This is a genomic window from Pseudomonas sp. SCB32 (assembly GCF_009189165.1).
GTDB lineage: Bacteria > Pseudomonadota > Gammaproteobacteria > Pseudomonadales > Pseudomonadaceae > Pseudomonas.
The window spans coordinates 6,017,663-6,034,386 of sequence record NZ_CP045118.1 but is presented as its reverse complement, the minus strand read 5'-3'; the positions used below and the strand labels follow the sequence as shown (position 1 = coordinate 6,034,386).

The 16,724-nt window shown below is 66.1% G+C and carries 18 protein-coding genes; 9 read left to right on the top strand and 9 right to left on the bottom strand.

All coding sequences use genetic code 11. From position 1 onward, the window contains the following. Positions 1 to 60: 60 nt before the first annotated feature. From GA645_RS27510 to phoB, 3 genes are all read right to left on the bottom strand, one after another. Positions 61 to 1,401: a hemolysin family protein gene (locus GA645_RS27510; RefSeq protein WP_152227383.1), complete on the bottom strand. Its 1,341-nt coding sequence runs from the start codon at positions 1,399 to 1,401 to the stop codon at positions 61 to 63. A gap of 93 nt (positions 1,402 to 1,494) precedes the next feature. After that, the gene (gene phoR, locus GA645_RS27505; RefSeq protein WP_152227381.1) at positions 1,495 to 2,799 is read right to left on the bottom strand and encodes a phosphate regulon sensor histidine kinase PhoR; all 1,305 of its coding nucleotides are present in this window, start codon (positions 2,797 to 2,799) and stop codon (positions 1,495 to 1,497) included. Positions 2,800 to 2,840: 41 nt separating this feature from the next. Beyond that, the gene (gene phoB / locus GA645_RS27500) at positions 2,841 to 3,530 is read right to left on the bottom strand and encodes a phosphate regulon transcriptional regulator PhoB (RefSeq protein WP_152227379.1); all 690 of its coding nucleotides are present in this window, start codon (positions 3,528 to 3,530) and stop codon (positions 2,841 to 2,843) included. Between the two features lie 280 nt (positions 3,531 to 3,810). Here phoB and GA645_RS27495 point away from each other — a divergent pair, with 280 nt between their 5' ends. Beyond that, positions 3,811 to 4,182, top strand: a complete 372-nt coding sequence (locus GA645_RS27495; RefSeq protein ID WP_152227377.1) for a hypothetical protein — start codon at positions 3,811 to 3,813, stop codon at positions 4,180 to 4,182. Between the two features lie 48 nt (positions 4,183 to 4,230). Here the strand turns inward: GA645_RS27495 and ubiA are convergent, their stop codons facing one another. Together ubiA and GA645_RS27485 are read right to left on the bottom strand one after the other, a co-directional pair. Next, positions 4,231 to 5,121, bottom strand: coding sequence for a 4-hydroxybenzoate octaprenyltransferase (gene ubiA / locus GA645_RS27490; RefSeq protein ID WP_152227376.1), 891 nt, complete (start codon positions 5,119 to 5,121; stop codon positions 4,231 to 4,233). A 26-nt stretch (positions 5,122 to 5,147) separates the two neighbouring features. Beyond that, complete coding sequence (locus tag GA645_RS27485; protein ID WP_152227375.1) at positions 5,148 to 5,702, bottom strand: chorismate lyase; 555 nt, start codon at positions 5,700 to 5,702, stop codon at positions 5,148 to 5,150. Between the two features lie 208 nt (positions 5,703 to 5,910). Here GA645_RS27485 and GA645_RS27480 point away from each other — a divergent pair, with 208 nt between their 5' ends. The 5 genes from GA645_RS27480 to GA645_RS27455 all read left to right on the top strand — a co-directional run bounded on the left by GA645_RS27480 (position 5,911) and on the right by GA645_RS27455 (position 8,826). After that, positions 5,911 to 6,078 (top strand): rubredoxin, encoded by a 168-nt coding sequence (locus GA645_RS27480; RefSeq protein ID WP_152227374.1) that lies wholly within the window; start codon positions 5,911 to 5,913, stop codon positions 6,076 to 6,078. Between the two features lie 193 nt (positions 6,079 to 6,271). Then, positions 6,272 to 6,439 (top strand): rubredoxin, encoded by a 168-nt coding sequence (locus GA645_RS27475; RefSeq protein ID WP_152227373.1) that lies wholly within the window; start codon positions 6,272 to 6,274, stop codon positions 6,437 to 6,439. Positions 6,440 to 6,660: 221 nt separating this feature from the next. After that, positions 6,661 to 7,815: an NAD(P)/FAD-dependent oxidoreductase gene (locus GA645_RS27470; RefSeq protein WP_152227371.1), complete on the top strand. Its 1,155-nt coding sequence runs from the start codon at positions 6,661 to 6,663 to the stop codon at positions 7,813 to 7,815. A 202-nt stretch (positions 7,816 to 8,017) separates the two neighbouring features. Beyond that, positions 8,018 to 8,290: an HU family DNA-binding protein gene (locus GA645_RS27460; RefSeq protein WP_152227369.1), complete on the top strand. Its 273-nt coding sequence runs from the start codon at positions 8,018 to 8,020 to the stop codon at positions 8,288 to 8,290. 134 nt (positions 8,291 to 8,424) lie between these two features. Next, the gene (locus tag GA645_RS27455; protein ID WP_152227367.1) at positions 8,425 to 8,826 is read left to right on the top strand and encodes a helicase; all 402 of its coding nucleotides are present in this window, start codon (positions 8,425 to 8,427) and stop codon (positions 8,824 to 8,826) included. Between the two features lie 179 nt (positions 8,827 to 9,005). Here GA645_RS27455 and GA645_RS27450 read toward each other — a convergent pair whose 3' ends face one another. The 3 genes from GA645_RS27450 to oxyR all read right to left on the bottom strand — a co-directional run bounded on the left by GA645_RS27450 (position 9,006) and on the right by oxyR (position 13,508). Beyond that, entirely contained in the window at positions 9,006 to 10,412 is a 1,407-nt protein-coding gene (locus tag GA645_RS27450) for an aminoacyl-tRNA deacylase and HDOD domain-containing protein (protein ID WP_152227365.1), read from the bottom strand. A 91-nt stretch (positions 10,413 to 10,503) separates the two neighbouring features. Continuing rightward, the gene (recG, locus tag GA645_RS27445; protein ID WP_152227363.1) at positions 10,504 to 12,579 is read right to left on the bottom strand and encodes an ATP-dependent DNA helicase RecG; all 2,076 of its coding nucleotides are present in this window, start codon (positions 12,577 to 12,579) and stop codon (positions 10,504 to 10,506) included. Then, on the bottom strand, positions 12,576 to 13,508 hold the full coding sequence (gene oxyR / locus GA645_RS27440) for an oxidative stress transcriptional regulator OxyR (RefSeq protein ID WP_015479567.1): 933 nt from the start codon (positions 13,506 to 13,508) through the stop codon (positions 12,576 to 12,578). The genes recG and oxyR overlap by 4 nt, the downstream gene beginning before the upstream one ends. A gap of 93 nt (positions 13,509 to 13,601) precedes the next feature. Here oxyR and GA645_RS27435 point away from each other — a divergent pair, with 93 nt between their 5' ends. The 3 genes from GA645_RS27435 (at position 13,602) to GA645_RS27425 (ending at position 15,964) form a co-directional block, all read left to right on the top strand. Beyond that, positions 13,602 to 14,471: an NAD-dependent epimerase/dehydratase family protein gene (locus tag GA645_RS27435; RefSeq protein ID WP_152227361.1), complete on the top strand. Its 870-nt coding sequence runs from the start codon at positions 13,602 to 13,604 to the stop codon at positions 14,469 to 14,471. A 1-nt stretch (position 14,472) separates the two neighbouring features. After that, positions 14,473 to 15,273 (top strand): AraC family transcriptional regulator, encoded by an 801-nt coding sequence (locus GA645_RS27430; RefSeq protein WP_152227359.1) that lies wholly within the window; start codon positions 14,473 to 14,475, stop codon positions 15,271 to 15,273. Positions 15,274 to 15,340: 67 nt separating this feature from the next. Continuing rightward, positions 15,341 to 15,964, top strand: coding sequence for a LysE family translocator (locus GA645_RS27425; RefSeq protein WP_152227357.1), 624 nt, complete (start codon positions 15,341 to 15,343; stop codon positions 15,962 to 15,964). A gap of 19 nt (positions 15,965 to 15,983) precedes the next feature. Here GA645_RS27425 and GA645_RS27420 read toward each other — a convergent pair whose 3' ends face one another. Next, positions 15,984 to 16,718 carry a hypothetical protein gene (locus GA645_RS27420; RefSeq protein WP_152227354.1) on the bottom strand — a complete coding sequence of 245 codons (735 nt, stop codon included), beginning with the start codon at positions 16,716 to 16,718 and terminating at the stop codon, positions 15,984 to 15,986. Positions 16,719 to 16,724: the final 6 nt, after the last annotated feature.

Here is a 16,724-nt window from a genome sequence, read left to right as displayed (position 1 = left end):
AGGATATGGCCCACGAATAAAAAAGGCTGCCCGAGGGCAGCCTTTTTCGTGAGCGGACGATCAGTCCAGCTTCACCACCTTGGCGAGGACGATCTTCGGGCCTTTCATCTTCTTCACGATGATGCGCAGGCCTTCGGTGTCGAGCACTTCCTCTTCTTCCGGCACACGCTTGAGCGTGTCATAGACCAGGCCGGCGAGCGTATCCGCCTCGACGTGATCGAGGTCGATGCTCAGCAGGCGCTCCAGCTTGAACAGCGGGGTGTCGCCGCGCACCAGCAGCTTGCCGGGCTGGTAAGCGACGATGCCGCGCTCGGCCTTGCGGTGTTCGTCCTGGATGTCGCCGACCAGCACTTCCAGCACGTCTTCCATGGTCAGGTAGCCGATCACCTTGTGGTCGGCTTCCTCGACCAGGGCGAAGTGCGAGCCGCCCTGGCGGAACTGCTCCAGCAGGCGCGCCAGCGGCATGTGCTTGGTCACCATCTCCAGCGGATGGGTCAGCTCGTCGAGGTCGAAGGACTCCGGCAGGCTCTCCAGCGTGGTCAGGGCCAGCAGCAGGTCCTTGATGTGCAGCAGGCCGATGAACTCGCCCTTGCCAGTGTCGTACACCGGGTAGCGGCTGTACTTGTGGCGGCGGATGGTGGCCAGGATGTCGTCCAGCGGCGCGTTGCGCTCCAGGTAGACCAGGTCTTCGCGGGAGTTGGCCCAGTCCACGACTTCCAGCTCGCCCAGTTCGACCGCCGAGGCCAGCACGCGCATGCCCTGGTCGCTCGGGTCGTGGGCGCGGCTGGAGTGCAGAATCAGCTTGAGCTCGTCGCGGCTGTAGTGGTGTTCGTGGTGCGGCCCTGGTTCACCCTGGCCGGCGATCTTCAGGATGGTGTTGGCGCTGGCGTTGAGCAGCCAGATCGCCGGGTACATCAGCCAGTAGAACAGGTACAGCGGCACCGCCGTCCACAGCGAAAGCAGCTCGGGCTTGCGGATCGCCCAGGACTTGGGCGCCAGTTCGCCGACCACGATGTGCAGGTAGGAAATGATGAAGAATGCGGTGAAGAACGATACGCCGCGGATGACTTCGTCGGAGTGCACGCCGACTGCGGCCAGCAACGGCTCGAGCAGCTCGGCGAAGGCCGGCTCGCCGACCCAGCCCAGGCCCAGGGAGGCCAGGGTGATGCCGAGCTGGCAGGCGGACAGGTAGGCGTCGAGCTGGCTGTGCACCTTGCGCAGGATGGTGCCTCGCCAGCCATGCTGCTTGGCGATGGTCTCTACGCGGGTGGAGCGCAGCTTGACCATGGCGAACTCGGCGGCCACGAAGAAACCGTTGAGCACGACGAGGAAGAGAGCGAAAAGAATCAGGCCGAAATCGGCGAAGTAGGTCAGGAAGTTGCTACTGGGGGAAGGGTCCATGGTTCTGTTGGATTAGGAATGGACGGACAAGGATGCGGTTCACGGACGTCACTGGCAAGCCCGCTGATTGCAAACTCATGTGTTCGGGCGCCGTCAGGAACGGCGCTCGACTTGTTGCAGCGGGAAGTGGCAGGTGAAGCTGCTACCCTTGCCCGGCACGCTGCTGATGTCCAGGGTGCCGCGGTGGCGCAACAGCACGTGCTTGACGATCGCCAGCCCCAGGCCGGTGCCGCCGGTACTGGCGTTGCGGCTGGAGTCGACGCGGTAGAAGCGTTCGGTCAGGCGCGGCAGGTGCTTGGGATCGATGCCGATGCCGCTGTCCTGTACCGCCAGGTGCGCGCCCTGCTCGTCGCCCCACCAGCGAATGCGGATCTCGCCTTCGTCGGGGGTGTACTTCACGGCGTTGAACACCAGGTTGGAGAAGGCGCTGCGCAGCTCGGCCTCACTGCCCTTGAGCTTCACCTTCGAATCCGCTTCCAGGCTGATGCGGTGGTTGCGCGAGCCAGAGAGCGCCTGGCCGTCGTTGCGGATCGACAGCAGCATCAGGTCGACCGCCACCGGCTTATTGTCGGCCGGATAGTCCGTGGCTTCCAGCTTGGCCAGCAGGAGCAGGTCGTTGAGCAGGTTCTGCATGCGCCCGGCCTGCTGCTGCATCTGCTGCAGCGCGCGGATCCAGCGCGGATTGACGTCCTCGACGTTGTCCAGCAGCGTTTCCAGGTAGCCGGCGATCACCGTCAGCGGGGTGCGCAGCTCGTGGGAAACGTTGGCGACGAAGTCCTTGCGCATCTGTTCGAGCTGGTGGACGCGGGTTACGTCGCGCACCAGCATCAGGTGCTCGCCGGCGCCGTAGATGGTGATGTGGAACTGCAGGCGCAGGTTGTCGTTGATCGGCGAGGTGAGCTCAAGCGGTTCGCGGTAGTCCTCGTGGGCGAAGTACTCCTTGAAGCGCGGATGACGCACCAGGTTGGTCACCGGCTGGCCGCCGTCCTGCGGGCTCTTGAGGCCGAGCAGGCGTTCGGCGGACTGGTTCCACCATTCCAGGTTGCCGTCGCGGTCGAGCAGGATCATGCCGTCGCGCAGGGCGGCGGTGGATTCCTGCATGCGGTCGATCACCGCCTGCAGCCGGCCGCGCGCCTTCTGGTTGCGTCGTTGCAGGTGGTAGATGCTGTCGAACACCTCGCCCCACAGGCCGTAGCCGTCGGGCGGGGCTTCATCGCTCTGGTGGGTCTTCAGCCACTGGTACAGACGCAGCAGCTGCCAGAGGGTCCAGCCGAGGTAAGCGGCCAGGGCGGCCGCCAGGGCCCATCCCCATTGGCCGGAGATCAGGCCGATCAGCAGGCCGCCGCCGGCGACTAACAGCAGATGGCGAATCAGCACGCCACGCCAGTTCTGGGTCACGAAATTCCGTTCCTTGTACCCGCCGGGCTAGAGCAGCCCGATCAACTCTTGGTCGAGAAACGATAGCCGGTGCCGCGCACGGTCTGAACCAGATTTTCGTAGACCTCGCCCAAGGCCTTGCGCAGGCGGCGGATGTGCACGTCGACGGTGCGCTCTTCCACGTACACGTTGCCGCCCCAGACCTGGTCCAGCAGCTGGCCACGGGTGTAGGCACGCTCCTGATGGGTCATGAAGAACTGCAGCAGGCGGTATTCGGTCGGACCCATTTCGGCCGGCCGGCCGTCGATGGTCACGCGATGGCTGATCGGGTCGAGCATCAGGCCGCCGACTTCGATCGGCGTCTCGCTGTCGCCGGCACCGGTGCGGCGCAGCACGGCCTTCAGGCGGGCCACCAGTTCACGCGGGGAGAACGGCTTGGTGATGTAGTCGTCGGCGCCGACTTCCAGGCCCTGGATCTTGTTGTCCTCTTCGCCCTTGGCGGTGAGCATGATGATCGGGATGCTGGAGGTCAGCTCGTCGCGCTTGAGACGGCGGGCCAGTTCGATGCCTGAGGTTCCCGGCAGCATCCAGTCAAGCAGGATCAGGTCCGGCTTGCGGTCGACGATCACCGCATGGGCCTGCTGGGCACTGTCGGCCTCGATGCATTCGTAGCCGGCCATCTCCAGGGCCACGGCGATCATTTCCCGGATCGGAGCTTCGTCATCGACGATGAGGATTGTCTTGCCAACCATGCTGGTGCCTCAGGAATTTTCGTATTGCGCCGCATTAGATAACGGAAATATTTCAGGGATGTGACATGGGGATGTTAGCCGAGCCTTGTCCTAGAGCGCTCGTCTATGCTGAATCTGCGGCCGCGATTTTCCATTGCGGCTGGCAAGTGTGCACCGGCCCGGTTGGCGGTGCGGCTGGCGCTGCGGCGCCGGCATGCTGCGATGACGGTTGCGAGTGCGTAGTCGACCTGGCCCTTGCGAGAACACCCGCGCCGTTCCACCTCACCAGAGGAGACAGGCGATGAAGAGGTTTTTCCCGGCCCTGGCCATTGGGCTGGCGCTTCCGGCGATGACCGCACTGGCGGCCGAACCGGCGATGGAAAAGAACGGCATGCTGGTCGATGCCAAGGGCATGACGCTGTACACCTTCAACCAGGACAGCGGCGGCAAGTCGATGTGCAACAGTGGTTGTTCGGAGTATTGGCCGCCACTGAAGGCGGCGGCGGGCGCCAAGGCGATGGAGGACTGGACGCTGGTCAAGCGTGACGACGGCAGCATGCAATGGGCGTACTACGGCAAGCCGCTGTATACCTTCGTTCAGGACAAGAAGCCGGGCGACATGACGGGCGAAGGGAAGATGGGCGGCGCCTGGCATGTGGCCAAGACGCAGTAGATCGGGTTGCGCCGCCTTCTCCCCGGGAGAGGGCGGCGCCCTCGGTGATCAGCGCAGCGCGTAATCCAGCACCGTACCGACGAAGATCGCCAGCCCCGCCCAATGGTTGTGCAGGAACGCCTTGAAGCACTTCATCGGCTCGCGGTCCCGGGTGGAGTGGAATTGCCAGGCGAAGCAGCCCGCCGCCACGGCCAGGCCGAGGTAGTAGTACAGGTGCATGCCCAGCTTGTTGCCGGCCAGGATCAGCAGCAGGAGCATCAGGCCCTGCAGCGTCAGGTTGATCGCCCGGTCGGCGTCGCCGAAGAGGATCGCAGTGGACTTCATGCCCATCTTCAGGTCGTCCTCGCGGTCGGTCATCGCGTAGTAGGTGTCGTAGGCCACGGTCCACAGCACGTTGGCGAAGAACAGCAGCCAGGCCGCCGCCGGCAGCGTGCCGCTGGCCGCGGTGAAGGCCATCGGGATGCCCCAGGAGAAAGCCGCGCCCAGCACCACTTGCGGATAGTAGGTGTAGCGCTTCATGAAGGGGTAGAGCGCCGCGATCGCCGCGCCGCCGAAGGACAACCATATGGTCGGCGCGTTGGTGCACAGCACCAGCAGGAAGCTTGCGCCCAGCAGCACGAAGAAGGTGATCCAGGCCTCACGCACGGTGATCTTGCCGGTGGCCAGTGGGCGCGCCTTGGTGCGCTCGACGTGGCCGTCGAGCTTGCGGTCGGCGAAGTCGTTGATCACGCAGCCGGCCATGCGCATCAGTGTGGTGCCGAGGACGAAGATCACCAGGTTCTTCACGCTCGGTACGCCGCCGCTGGCCATCCACAGCGCCCACAGGGTGGGCCACAGCAACAGGTAGATGCCGATCGGCTTGTCCATGCGCGTCAGCTGGATGAAGTCCCAGGCGCGGGGATGCAGGCGGGCGAGCGGTTTGATCAGGGCAACGAACATGGCGGCCTCCGGAAACGATCCGGGGATTATACGGACTGTTCTTCCAGCCGGTGCCAGAGCGTGGGCAGGAATACTTCGGCAACCAGCACACCAAGGCCGTCACGACTGAACAGCGAGCGGCGTGCCCACGGGCGCTCGGTGCGCACCTCGGCGGGCAGGCAGGCGGCCGGGTAACGGCACACTTCGATGGGGCCGCGGTGGAAGGCGCGGTCGCTGAACAACAACTCGCCCAGGGAGCGGCTGCCGAGCAGGCGCAGGTCGAAGCCCGAGCCTTCCAGCGCGTGGCGTGCCGCGACGCTGCGGGCGAACACCCAGGGTTGGCCGTGGCCCTTCAGGTACACCTCGCGGACCCAGCCCAGGCTGCCGTCGGCCACGCCCAGCGCGGCGCATTCGTCCGTACGCATCCGATGCCAGCCCTCGGCCAGCGGCTGCACGGCGAATTCCCCTTCGGACAGGGCGGTCAGCCGGCGCGTCAGCGAGCCCTCGTCGAACAGCCAGTCCAGCACCCGGGCGGAGGGCGCGGGGTGCAACTGGGCGGCACAGAGCCAGCGTGGCGGATGGATCAGGGCGGCTTCGGGCACGGTGATGACTGCGGATGGCCAGGGACGCGGCAGCTTAACATGGCGGCTTTGCGCGGCCGATTGCGTTCTCTGCAAGAGTGCATTACGCCATACCCCACCAAAGGTTTGGCCGGTCGGTCGGTACTTGCGCGCCGGGCCTATCGCCAGTACAAAGCCCGACATTGGATGCACTGACGTCCTAGCGACAAGAACACGAGGGTGAGAGCCGATGAAGAAGTGGCAGTGTGTGGTATGTGGCCTGATCTATGACGAGACCAAGGGTTGGCCGGGAGAAGGCATCGCCGCCGGAACCCGCTGGGAAGATGTGCCGGAAGACTGGCTGTGCCCGGACTGCGGCGTCGGCAAGCTGGACTTCGAGATGATCGAGATCGGCTGATCCCACCGGGTTCACCCGCAACGGCGGCCTTCGGGCCGCCGTTGGCGTTTATGGCCCCGGCAAGGCCGTATCTGACGGCGTAGACTGGGAAACGCCGGGTTGACCCTGCTGACGATACCCGGTGGCGCATGCGCCGTTGGCCGGTGCGCCCAAATCCGTTAGCTTCACAGGCAATCGCAGGAGGGCTTGGCCTATGCGCAAATGGCAATGCGTGATCTGTGGCTTCATCTATGACGAGGCGCTGGGGCTTCCGGACGAGGGCATCCCGCCGGGTACACGCTGGGAAGACATCCCCGCGGACTGGGTGTGTCCCGACTGCGGTACGGGCAAGATCGACTTCGAGATGATCGCGATCTCCTGAGAACCCATCCATGACCTGGCTGCGCGTCGGCATAACGGCGTTGGAAGCGAACTCGAGATGCTCATGTACTGACGTACTTTCCGCTCTCTCGCTCGTTTCCGCCTTGTTCTGCTCTGGCTCGCCAGGTCCTGAATGGATTCTCGGTGTCAGAACTAATGTGCGACGGCCGATGGCCGCCGTGCCGTCTTTACGAAGTGGCGTTTTACGAGGTGGAGAGAGCAATGAGTGACAACGCACCGCTGGTGATCATCGGTACTGGCCTGGCTGGCTACAACCTGGCGCGCGAGTGGCGCAAGCTCGACAGCGAGACGCCGTTGCTGTTGATCACCTCCGATGACGGCCGCTCCTACTCCAAGCCGATGCTCTCCACCGGCTTCTCCAAGGACAAGGACGCAGACGGCCTGGCCATGGCCGAGCCGGGCGCCATGGCTGACCAGCTCAAGGCACGCATCCTCACTCACACCCGCGTCACCGGCATCGATCCGGGCCACCGGCGCCTCTGGATCGGCGAAGAGGAAATCCGCTACCGCGACCTGGTGCTGGCCTGGGGGGCGGACACCATTCGCGTGCCGGTGGAAGGCGACGCCCAAGACCTGATCTTCCCGATCAACGATCTGGAGGACTACGCCCGCTTCCGCAGCGCGGCCGCCGGCAAGCGCCGCGTGCTGCTGTTGGGCGCCGGGCTGATCGGCTGCGAATTCGCCAACGACCTCTCCAGTGGCGGCTACCAGCTCGACGTGGTGGCGCCCTGCGAGCAGGTCATGCCCGGCCTGCTCCACCCGGCTGCCGCCCAGGCGGTGCAGCAGGGGCTGGAAAGCCTCGGCGTACGCTTCCATCTCGGCCCGGTGCTGAACCGCCTGGTGCGCGCGGGCGAGGCCCTGGAGGCGCACCTGTCCGACGGCAGCGTGATCACCTGCGACCTGGTGGTATCCGCCGTGGGTCTGCGCCCGCGCATCGACCTTGCCGCCGCCGCGGGCCTGGACGTCAATCGCGGCGTGATGGTCAACCGCGAACTGCGTACCTCCCACGCCAACATCTACGCCCTGGGCGACTGCGCCGAGGTCGATGGCCTGAACCTGCTTTACGTGATGCCGCTGATGTCCTGTGCCCGCGCGCTGGCGCAGACCCTGGCGGGCAAGCCGACCACCGTGGTCTATGGCCCGATGCCGGTGACCGTGAAGACCCCGGTGTGCCCGCTGGTGGTGTCGCCGCCGCCGCGTGGCAGCGAGGGCGAATGGCTCGTGGAGGGCTCTGGCGCGGACCTCAAGGTGCTGTACCGGGATACCGCCGGTCGTTTGCTCGGATACGCCCTCACTGGGGCGGCTGTCAGCGAAAAACTTTCGCTTAACAAGGAGTTGCCAGCCCTGATGGCGTAAAAGGCCTCAGGGGTGACGGTTTTGCTGTGGGAATGTGCTCGTAAATTGTCAGACGATACTGGCGCGCCCGCGTGTGGCGTGCCATTCTCCCCCCGTCTGCCGCAGCCTAGAGCCTGTACGGCAAGCCTGCGGTGCCTTGGGCGCTGTTGGGAAGACAGCACGGACACAACAACAACAAACCGTCAAAGAGGCATCTACACCTATGCGTAAACCAGAACTGGCCGCCGCCATCGCCGAAAAGGCCGACCTCACCAAAGAACAAGCCAGCAAGGTGCTGAACGCGTTGCTGGATGAAATCACTGGCGCGCTCAATCGCAAGGACAGCGTTACCCTTGTCGGTTTTGGCACCTTCATTCAGCGCCACCGTGGCGCCCGCACCGGCAAGAATCCGCAAACCGGCCAGCCGGTAAAGATCAAAGCCAGCAACACCGTTGCCTTCAAACCGGGCAAGGCGCTCAAAGACGCGGTCAACTGATCGCCAGGAACCCGGAGCCAGAGCGGCTCCGGGTCGCCCCTCCGGTTACATAAACCCATCAAAAGATCGGATGTAGTCTCTTTTTGAAGTGACTACAATGCGCAGACTTTTGTCTCGAACATCGAGGTTTGTGCATGAAATTTCGTCTTTTGCTATGGATGCTCGGGCGCATGATGGCCAAGGCCAGCCGGGAGAATCCGGCGTTCCAGAAGCAACTGGAAGGCAAGGACCTGGTGTTCCAGCTGCATACCCTTGATGGCAAGGTCGCCCGCCACTACATCGTCAAGGACCTGCGCGTCAGTGCCCGTCGTGGCACCCATCCGCAGCCGGCCTTCGCGCTCGGCTTCAAGGATGGCGCCTACGGCTTCGCCACCATGACCTCGAAGAACCCGCAGCTGGCGTTCATGCAGGGCATCCAGAACAAGGACATCCAGATTCAGGGCAATCCGGGCCTGGTGATCTGGTTCCAGGGGCTGGTGAAGTACCTCAAGCCGAAGAAGAAAGCCGCGCCGGCCAGCGAGAAGAAGGCCGCCTGAGTTTCCTGCGAATGCAAAAAGGCCCCTGACAGGGGCCTTTTCATTTGCGTCGGAAGAGGTGTGCCGAGCGAGCTCTCGTAGGATGGGTGGAGCCTAAGCGATACCCATGCTGTCGGTGCTCTGGATCGATGGGTATCGCTGCGCTCCACGCCATCCTACGGTCGAGGCCGAGCCCTCTTTCAGTGCCCCGGGTTGAACTGGCTGGCCAGTTCACGCAGCGCGGCTTCGGCATCCAGCACCTTGCGCACCGCCTCTTCGGCCTTGTCGCGGCTGATGTTCAGGCGCTCCAGCAGGTCCTGCGGAATGCTCGTCCCCGGGCCGCCACCGATGCCGTTGTTGCGCAGCAGGCGGGTCGCCAGGCAGACCAGGTTGGCGTAGGTCGCGCAATCGCCAGCGTAGTGAGGGTCGTGCTGGAAGCGCAGCGCGGTGTAGATCTCCTCGGGCATGTCCCAGGTACGCATCAGCCAGGCGCCGATCTGTTCGCGGGTTATGCCCAGCAGGTGCTGCTCGACCAGGTTGTGCTCGACGTGCGGGTTCACTTCCAGGTGCCGGCAGATCAGCGAGAAATGCGGCGGGAAGATGTGCGCCAGGACCAGGTAGCCGATGCTGTGCAGCAGGCCGCCGAGGTAGGTCAGGCCGGCTTCGGGGCGCTCGGTGCGCGGGATGGCGCGGGTCAGTCCCTCGATCACCGCGGCGGTGTAGATCGCCTGGTGCCAGTAGGGCGTGGCGTGCTGCGGCTGGTCCTTGGGCAGGCTCAGGGTCTTGCCCAGTGCCAGGCCCAGGGCCAGGTTGATCACCAGGTCGAAGCCCAGTACGCGGACGATGGCGTCTTCCACCGAGCGGATCTTTCCGGGCGCGGCGTAGTAAGGCGAGGCGGCCCAGCTGACCACCTGGGCTGCCAGCGCCGGGTCGGTTTCAACCACGCCGGTGATGTCGTCCACCGTGGCGTTGGGGTCGACGCGCAGCTTGATGATTTTCTGAGCGGTTTCCGGCAGCGGCGGAATCTCGATGGTTTCCTCGAGCCGCTGCTGGATGCGGCGGGCAGTGAATGCCTGCACGGCCTGGGTGATTTCGGCGCGGTCGTCATGCGGTCGGTCGAGGTTCGGCCGGATAGCCTCCAGCGGAACGCCGAAGCGCGCGGCGCTGGCCTTCTCCAGCAGGCTGCGGAAGGCCGGGGTGGCGATCTCCAGCAGGATGCCGGCGGTGCCGGACTCGATCAGCAGTTGCGGCTCCTGCAGCAGACGGTCGTCATACAGGCAGGGGGAGCTGGTCAGCGGCGGCAGCGCCGGCAGGCGGCCAAGCTGGTGTTTGCCGAGCATGCGCTCCATGCGTTCGGGCTTGACCGCCACCAGCTTGCGGCCGGTCAGTTCCGCCAGGCGGTTGAGGTCAAGCAGCTGGCTCTGCGGGAACAGCACCAGCAGCGTGCCGACGGAGTCCTCAAGCAGACCAGCCTGGATGCGGCGGGTGCTGGGCAGGGAGGTGACGTCGCTGACCTCGCGATAGGCGATTCCCAGCTTGTCGAGCAGCTGCAGGATGACCTCGGGGGCCTGCGATGAGGCGGAAGTGGCGCGTGCGGCGTCGCTCATGAATGTGATCCGGTTATCAACGGCTGGGTCGGAGTATAACCAGCCAGTCAGCGTGACCGCGCAGTCAGCCGACCGATGAGAGTGAACTAGGTCACACTTGTCCGTATTGCTGACCGTGGCGCAGCCAGCGCCCCAGCAAAGGGCTGACCGCTTGCGGCCAGTGCGCCAGCAGCGCCTGGGCCGCGTCCCGCACGGCCGGCAGCAGGTCGGCGTCGCGCATCAGGTCGGCGACCTTGAACTGCAAAAGGCCGGTCTGGCGGGTGCCGAGCATTTCACCGGGGCCACGCAGCTCCAGATCCTTCTCGGCGATGACGAAGCCGTCGCAGGTCTCGCGCATGATCCCCAGGCGCTCGCGGCCGATTTGCGACAGCGGCGGGTGGTAGAGCAGTACGCAGTGGCTCGCCGCGCTGCCCCGGCCGACGCGACCGCGCAGCTGGTGCAGCTGGGCCAGGCCCAGGCGTTCGGGATTCTCGATGATCATCAGGCTGGCGTTGGGTACGTCCACACCCACTTCGATCACGGTGGTGGCCACCAGCAGTTGCAGCATGCCTTCCTTGAAGGCTTCCATCACCACGGCCTTGTCCGCCGGCTTCATGCGACCGTGGATCAGGCCGACGCGCAGCTCGCCCAGTGCCGAGGACAGTTCTTCGTAGGTGGTTTCGGCGGCCTGGCAGGTGAGCTCTTCCGACTCCTCGATCAGCGTGCAGACCCAGTAGGCCTGGCGGCCTTCCTCGCAGGCGGCGCGGACCCGCTCGATCACCTCGATGCGTCGGCTGTCGGCCACCAGCACGGTGTTCACCGGCGTACGGCCCGGGGGCAGCTCGTCGAGGATCGAGGTGTCCAGGTCGGCATAGGCGCTCATCGCCAGGGTTCGCGGGATGGGCGTGGCGGTCATGATCAGCTGGTGCGGGCAGAGGCGGCCGTCGACGCCTTTCTGGCGCAGGGCGAGGCGCTGCTGCACGCCGAAACGGTGCTGCTCGTCGATGATCACCAGGGCCAGGCGCTTGAACTTCACCTCGTCCTGGAACAGCGCGTGGGTGCCGACGATCATCGGCACGCCGGAGGCGATCTGCTCCAGTGCGCTGGCGCGGGCCTTGCCCTTGAGCTTGCCGGCCAGCCAGGCGACTTCGATGCCCAGCGGCTGCAGCCACTTGCTGAAGTTGAGGAAGTGCTGCTCGGCGAGAATTTCGGTCGGCGCCATCAGCGCCACCTGGTAGCCGGCTTCCAGGGCCTGTAACGCGGCGAGGGCGGCGACCACGGTCTTGCCGGCGCCCACGTCGCCCTGCACCAGGCGCAGCATGGGTTCTGGCTGGGCGAGGTCGTAGGCGATTTCCGCGCCGACCCGCTGCTGCGCGCCGGTCGGCTTGAAACCGAGGTTCTTCAGGTACAGCGCCGGCAGGCGCTTGGCCGGCGGCAGCTGCGGAGCGGCCTGGGAGCGCACGCTTTCGCGCAGGCGTTGCAGCGACAGCTGGTGGGTCAGTAGCTCCTCGAAGGCGAGGCGATGCTGTGCCCAGTGGCGGCCTTCGGCGAGTTCTTCCAGGTCGGCGTCCGGCGGTGGCCGGTGCAGGTAGCGGATGGCTTCGTCCAGCGGGCCGAGGCGATAGTCGCGGGCCAGTTCGGCGGGCAGCCAGTCCGGCAGGCTCGACGGGCCCAGGCGCTGTAGTGTCTGCTCGCTGAGCTGGCGCAGGCGCTGCTGGGTGAGGCCTTCGGTGGTCGGGTAGATCGGTGTGAGCGTCTGCTCTACCGGTGCCGCGGCGGCGTCGGTGAGCGAACGGTATTCGGGGTGGTAGATCTCCAGGCCCGAGGCGCCGGGGCGCGCTTCGCCATAGCAGCGCAGGTGCGTGCCACGCTTGAGGCCTTCCTTCTGCGCCTGGCTGAAGTGGTAGAAGCGCAGGCTCAGGGTGCCGGTGCCGTCCTGCAGGCGCACCAATAAACTGCGGCGCTTGCCCATCACCACGTCGGCGCCGGAGACCACGCCTTCGACCACCGCGTCCTGCCCAGGACGCAGGGCGCCGATGGGGGTGATGCGGGTGCGGTCCTGGTAGCGCAGCGGCAGGTGGAAGAGGATGTCCTGGAGGTTCTCCAGGCCAACTTTCGCCAGCTTCTCTTCCAGCGCGGCGCCCACGCCCTTGAGCGCGGTGACCGGGACGTTCGACAGATCGGTCATGCCGGCTCGGCTTCACCCTTGACGGTCGGCTTGGCGACCGAGCACAGGCGGATCGAGTCGGCCAGCACTTCGATGGCGCGCGGCCGTGGGAAGCTGGCGCGCCAGGCAATGGCGACGGTACGGAAGGGCACCGGCGCGGTGAACGGGCGGACTTCGATTACGCCGGGCGCGTAGTGGTGGCTGTCGACTGCGGAGAAGGGCAGCACCGACACGCCAAGACCGGAGGCGACCATGTGGCGGATGGTTTCCAGCGAGCTGGATTCCACCGTGGTGTGCTTGTTCTCGTCGCCCTTGCGGGTGGTCGGGCAGGCTTCCAGGACCTGGTCGCGGAAGCAGTGGCCCTCGCCGAGCAGCAGCAGGCTCTTGTCGTTGAGCAGTTCGGCGTCGATGCTCGGCTTGGCCGTCCACGCATGGTCGGCGGGCATCAGCACGTAGAACGGCTCGTCGAACAGCGGCAGGGTCAGCACGTCGGCTTCCTGGAACGGCAGGGCGATGATGATCGCGTCCAGCTCGCCGGTGCGGAGCTTGTCGCGCAGGATGTGGGTGAAGTTTTCCTCGATGTACAGCGGCATCTGCGGGGCGACCCGGTGCAGCTGCGGGATCAGGTGCGGGAACAGGTACGGGCCGATGGTGTAGATGGCGCCGACCTTCAGCGGCGAGGTCAGCTGGTTCTTGCCGGCCTGGGCCAGTTCACGGATGCCCTGGGCCTGCTCCAGCACCTTCTGCGCCTGCGCGACTATGCCTTCGCCCACCGGGGTCAGGCGCACCGCGCTCTTGCTGCGCTCGAAGATCAGCACGCCGAGCTCGTCTTCCAGCTTCTTCACGCCGACCGAGAGGGTCGGCTGGCTGACGTGGCAGCGCTCGGCGGCGCGGCCGAAATGTTGCTCCTGGGCAAGCGTGACGATGTAGCGCAGTTCGGTGAGGGTCATGGCACTGAATCCGTTGAGGTGGCCCAAGCATAGCGGCTGCACCGCCGCGAACCAACCGCGCTAAACTCGCAGGCCCGATTCACGGAGCCCCGCATGAGCAAGAGCACCTTCCCGAGCCTGATGATCGTCGGATGCGGCGATGTCGGCAGCCGTCTGGGACGCCAACTGGCCGCCCGCGACTGGCGCGTCCACGGCCTGCGCCGCAACATCGCCGCGCTGCCCTTCGAGGTGCTGCCGGTATCCGGCGACCTGGCTCAGCTGGAATGCCCGGACACCTGGCCGGTCGGCAGACTGGATTACCTGGTGTTCTGCGCCGCCGCGACCCAGCACGACGAAGCGGGTTATCGCGCCGCCTACGTCGAAGGCCTGCGCAACACGCTCGGCTGGCTGCAGCAGCGCGGGCAGGCGCCCAAGCGCCTGCTGTTCGTGTCCAGCAGCGGCGTGTATGCCCAGCGCGACGGTGAGTGGATCGACGAGAACTCCCCGGCCGAGGCGCAGAGCTACTCCGGCAGCGTGATGCTCGAAGCCGAGCGGCTGGCGCTTGAGTGCGGCATCCCTGCCACGGTGGTACGCCTGACCGGCATCTACGGTCCCGGCCGTGAATGGCTGCTCAAGCAGGTGCGCGAAGGTTATCGCGTGGCCAGCGAGCCGCCGCTGTACGCCAACCGTATCCATGCGGAAGACGCCGCCGGCCTGCTCGCCGCGCTGCTCGAGGCTGACCGCGACGGCGTGACGCTGGAGGAGTGCTATCTCGGCGTCGACGACGAGCCTGCCGCGATGCACGACGTGGTTGCCTGGCTGCGCGAGCAACTGGGCGTCACCCACTGGTCCGACGAGCAGAGCGTGCGCCGCGCAGGCAGCAAGCGCTGCAGCAACGCCCGCGCCCGTGCCCTGGGCTGGGAGCCGCGCTACCCGAGCTTCCGCGAAGGCTACGCGGCCATCCTCTCCGGAAAGCAGGACTGAGATGGACGCCAATCGGCTGCTGGCGCGCCCCTGGTTGCCGGGGGTGGAGTTGTTCCATGCGGACTTCTCCGGCCAGCCGTTTGGTCGGCACAGCCATGATGCCTTCGCCATCGGCGCCATCCTGCATGGTGCCGGCGGCTACCAGTGCCGTGGCGCGCACCATGTGCTGCCCGCCGGCACCCTGTCGCTGATGAATCCGGAGGAACCGCACACCGGCAATGCCGAGTCCGAGCGGCTGGTCTATCGCATGCTCTATATCGAGGAGTCGCGCCTGCTGCCGTTGCTCGGCCGCAAGCAACTGCCGCGCGGCTTCCAGGCGCTCAATCCGCATGACGATGGCCGGGTGGCGGAAGCGCTCAAGCGCGTGGCCACCGAGTTCGAGCGCAACGATGCGCTGGCGCTGGAGAGCGAATTGCTGGCGCTGCTGGGGCTGGTGTTCGTCCGCCACGGTGGTATGCGCCCGAACGATTCGGCGGCGCGCGACGGCGGCGTCACCGCGAAGCTGCGGGACTATCTGGAAGCGCATTACCGCGAGGCGGTCAGCCTCGAAGACCTTGCCGTGCTGCTGCAGCGCCATCCGCGTCACCTGATCGAAGCCTTCCGCAACGCCTACGGTGTGCCGCCGCATACCTATCTGCTGCAACGCCGTATCCGCGAGGCCAAGCGCCTGTTGGTGGCCGGGGAGAAGCCGCTGGAAGTCGCACTGGCGCTGGGCTTCTACGACCAGGCACATTTCTCCGGCACCTTCCGCCGCTTCACCGGCGTTACCCCCGGCCGCTTCCTGCGCGCCACGCGGACCTGAGTTTCTTCCAAGACTTGCCGCCACCGGCGCTTCCAGACTGCCGATCCGCCGATTCCGGGAGATCGCCATGTTCGCTGCCTTCGCGCTGGTCGCCAGCACCCACTTCGCCGCCTTGCTGTCACCGGGGCCGGACTTCTTCCTGCTGATTCGCGCTGCGCTGCTACGTGGTCGCCGGCACGCCGATGGCTGCGCGGCGGGCATCGCCCTGGCCAATCTGGCGAGCATGCTGCTGGTGCTGTTCGTTCTGGGTCTGTTGCCGGATGTGGCGAGCCACGGACTGCGCATGGTGCAGCTGCTGGGCGGTGCATATTTCGTCTGGCTAGGCGCACAGGCGTTGCTGGCACGGCGGGAACTGGAGATTCCCACGGAGTTGGGCAGCCACAGGGCGGGAGGCTTTTGGCGCGGGGTGCGCGAGGGCTTTCTCGCCAGCAGCCTGAACCCGAAGTTGCCGATCTTCTACACCGGGCTGTTCGGCGTGCTCGGCCAGTTCCATCTGCCGAGCTGGGCGCTGGGCGTCTGCGTGTTGTGGATGGGCGCGGTGGTGCTGCTGTGGGACCTGCTGCTGGTGCGCCTGCTGGATCGTCCGCGCTGGCGCGGCTGGCTGAAGCGACGGGTGACGGCGCTGGACCGGATCTGCGGCGGCCTGCTGCTGGCGCTCGGCGGTTGGCTGCTGTGGAGCGGGCTGCATTGAAACAGCCCGCACGCACGGGTCAGTCGCGCTCCAGGGTCCAGACCTTGCTGCCCGGCGCGTATTGCGGCATCTCGTCGGACTGGGCGTGGTTCACTGCCTCGAACAGCTCCAGCTTGTCGCCGTCGCGCTCGAACAGGTACTCGCGGCCCTGCTGGCCCTGTTGCAGCCAGATGCTGTCGTTGTCGCCGCTCATGGCTGCGCAGTCGCCGGCCAGGCACAGCGCGTAGCGGTCGGCGCCAGGCATGCCTTCGAGGCCGCCGTTGGGCAGGAACTTCACCTTGCTGCCTTTGCCCTGGCCTTCCTCGATCACCCAGGTGCCCTTGAGGTAGGCGTCGTACAGGGCGTTCTGGAAGGTGCTGCCAGCCGGGCTCTGGGTGGCGGGCTGCTGCTTCGGACGGACGAAGCGCTGCTCGGGCCAGTTGTCGCTGCCTACCTGCACCAGCTCCTTGCCGTCCAGCTCCAGGCTCTCCTGGTTGCTGCCGTAGAAGTCGACGCGGTAGTGCTTGGGATCTTCGGTGGTCAGCTTGCCTTCACCCAGCTCGAAGCCGTTGCTGAAGGTGGCCTGGCTGGTCTTGGTGTCCAGCTTCCATTCCAGGTTCGGGCCGTAGGCCAGCAGCGCCTCGCGCAGCTTGCCGCCCTTGCCGGCGGCGTCGATGGCGGCCTGGTTGACCCAGACACCGGAAGGGTCGGACGGGGTGCCGGCGCAGCCGGTGAGCAGGCCGATCAGGGCGCTCAGGATCAGGGCGCGACGCATGTTTGC

What these genes read in the sequence shown, in the direction of transcription:
- GA645_RS27510 (WP_152227383.1), bottom strand. Translation starts at nt 1,401, where the DNA reads ATGGACCCTTCCCCCAGTAGCAACTTCCTGACCTACTTCGCCGATTTC.
- phoB (WP_152227379.1), bottom strand. Translation starts at nt 3,530, where the DNA reads ATGGTTGGCAAGACAATCCTCATCGTCGATGACGAAGCTCCGATCCGG.
- GA645_RS27495 (WP_152227377.1), top strand. Translation starts at nt 3,811, where the DNA reads ATGAAGAGGTTTTTCCCGGCCCTGGCCATTGGGCTGGCGCTTCCGGCG.
- ubiA (WP_152227376.1), bottom strand. Translation starts at nt 5,121, where the DNA reads ATGTTCGTTGCCCTGATCAAACCGCTCGCCCGCCTGCATCCCCGCGCC.
- GA645_RS27480 (WP_152227374.1), top strand. Translation starts at nt 5,911, where the DNA reads ATGAAGAAGTGGCAGTGTGTGGTATGTGGCCTGATCTATGACGAGACC.
- GA645_RS27475 (WP_152227373.1), top strand. Translation starts at nt 6,272, where the DNA reads ATGCGCAAATGGCAATGCGTGATCTGTGGCTTCATCTATGACGAGGCG.
- GA645_RS27470 (WP_152227371.1), top strand. Translation starts at nt 6,661, where the DNA reads ATGAGTGACAACGCACCGCTGGTGATCATCGGTACTGGCCTGGCTGGC.
- GA645_RS27460 (WP_152227369.1), top strand. Translation starts at nt 8,018, where the DNA reads ATGCGTAAACCAGAACTGGCCGCCGCCATCGCCGAAAAGGCCGACCTC.
- GA645_RS27455 (WP_152227367.1), top strand. Translation starts at nt 8,425, where the DNA reads ATGAAATTTCGTCTTTTGCTATGGATGCTCGGGCGCATGATGGCCAAG.
- GA645_RS27450 (WP_152227365.1), bottom strand. Translation starts at nt 10,412, where the DNA reads ATGAGCGACGCCGCACGCGCCACTTCCGCCTCATCGCAGGCCCCCGAG.
- recG (WP_152227363.1), bottom strand. Translation starts at nt 12,579, where the DNA reads ATGACCGATCTGTCGAACGTCCCGGTCACCGCGCTCAAGGGCGTGGGC.
- oxyR (WP_015479567.1), bottom strand. Translation starts at nt 13,508, where the DNA reads ATGACCCTCACCGAACTGCGCTACATCGTCACGCTTGCCCAGGAGCAA.
- GA645_RS27435 (WP_152227361.1), top strand. Translation starts at nt 13,602, where the DNA reads ATGAGCAAGAGCACCTTCCCGAGCCTGATGATCGTCGGATGCGGCGAT.
- GA645_RS27430 (WP_152227359.1), top strand. Translation starts at nt 14,473, where the DNA reads ATGGACGCCAATCGGCTGCTGGCGCGCCCCTGGTTGCCGGGGGTGGAG.
- GA645_RS27425 (WP_152227357.1), top strand. Translation starts at nt 15,341, where the DNA reads ATGTTCGCTGCCTTCGCGCTGGTCGCCAGCACCCACTTCGCCGCCTTG.
- GA645_RS27420 (WP_152227354.1), bottom strand. Translation starts at nt 16,718, where the DNA reads ATGCGTCGCGCCCTGATCCTGAGCGCCCTGATCGGCCTGCTCACCGGC.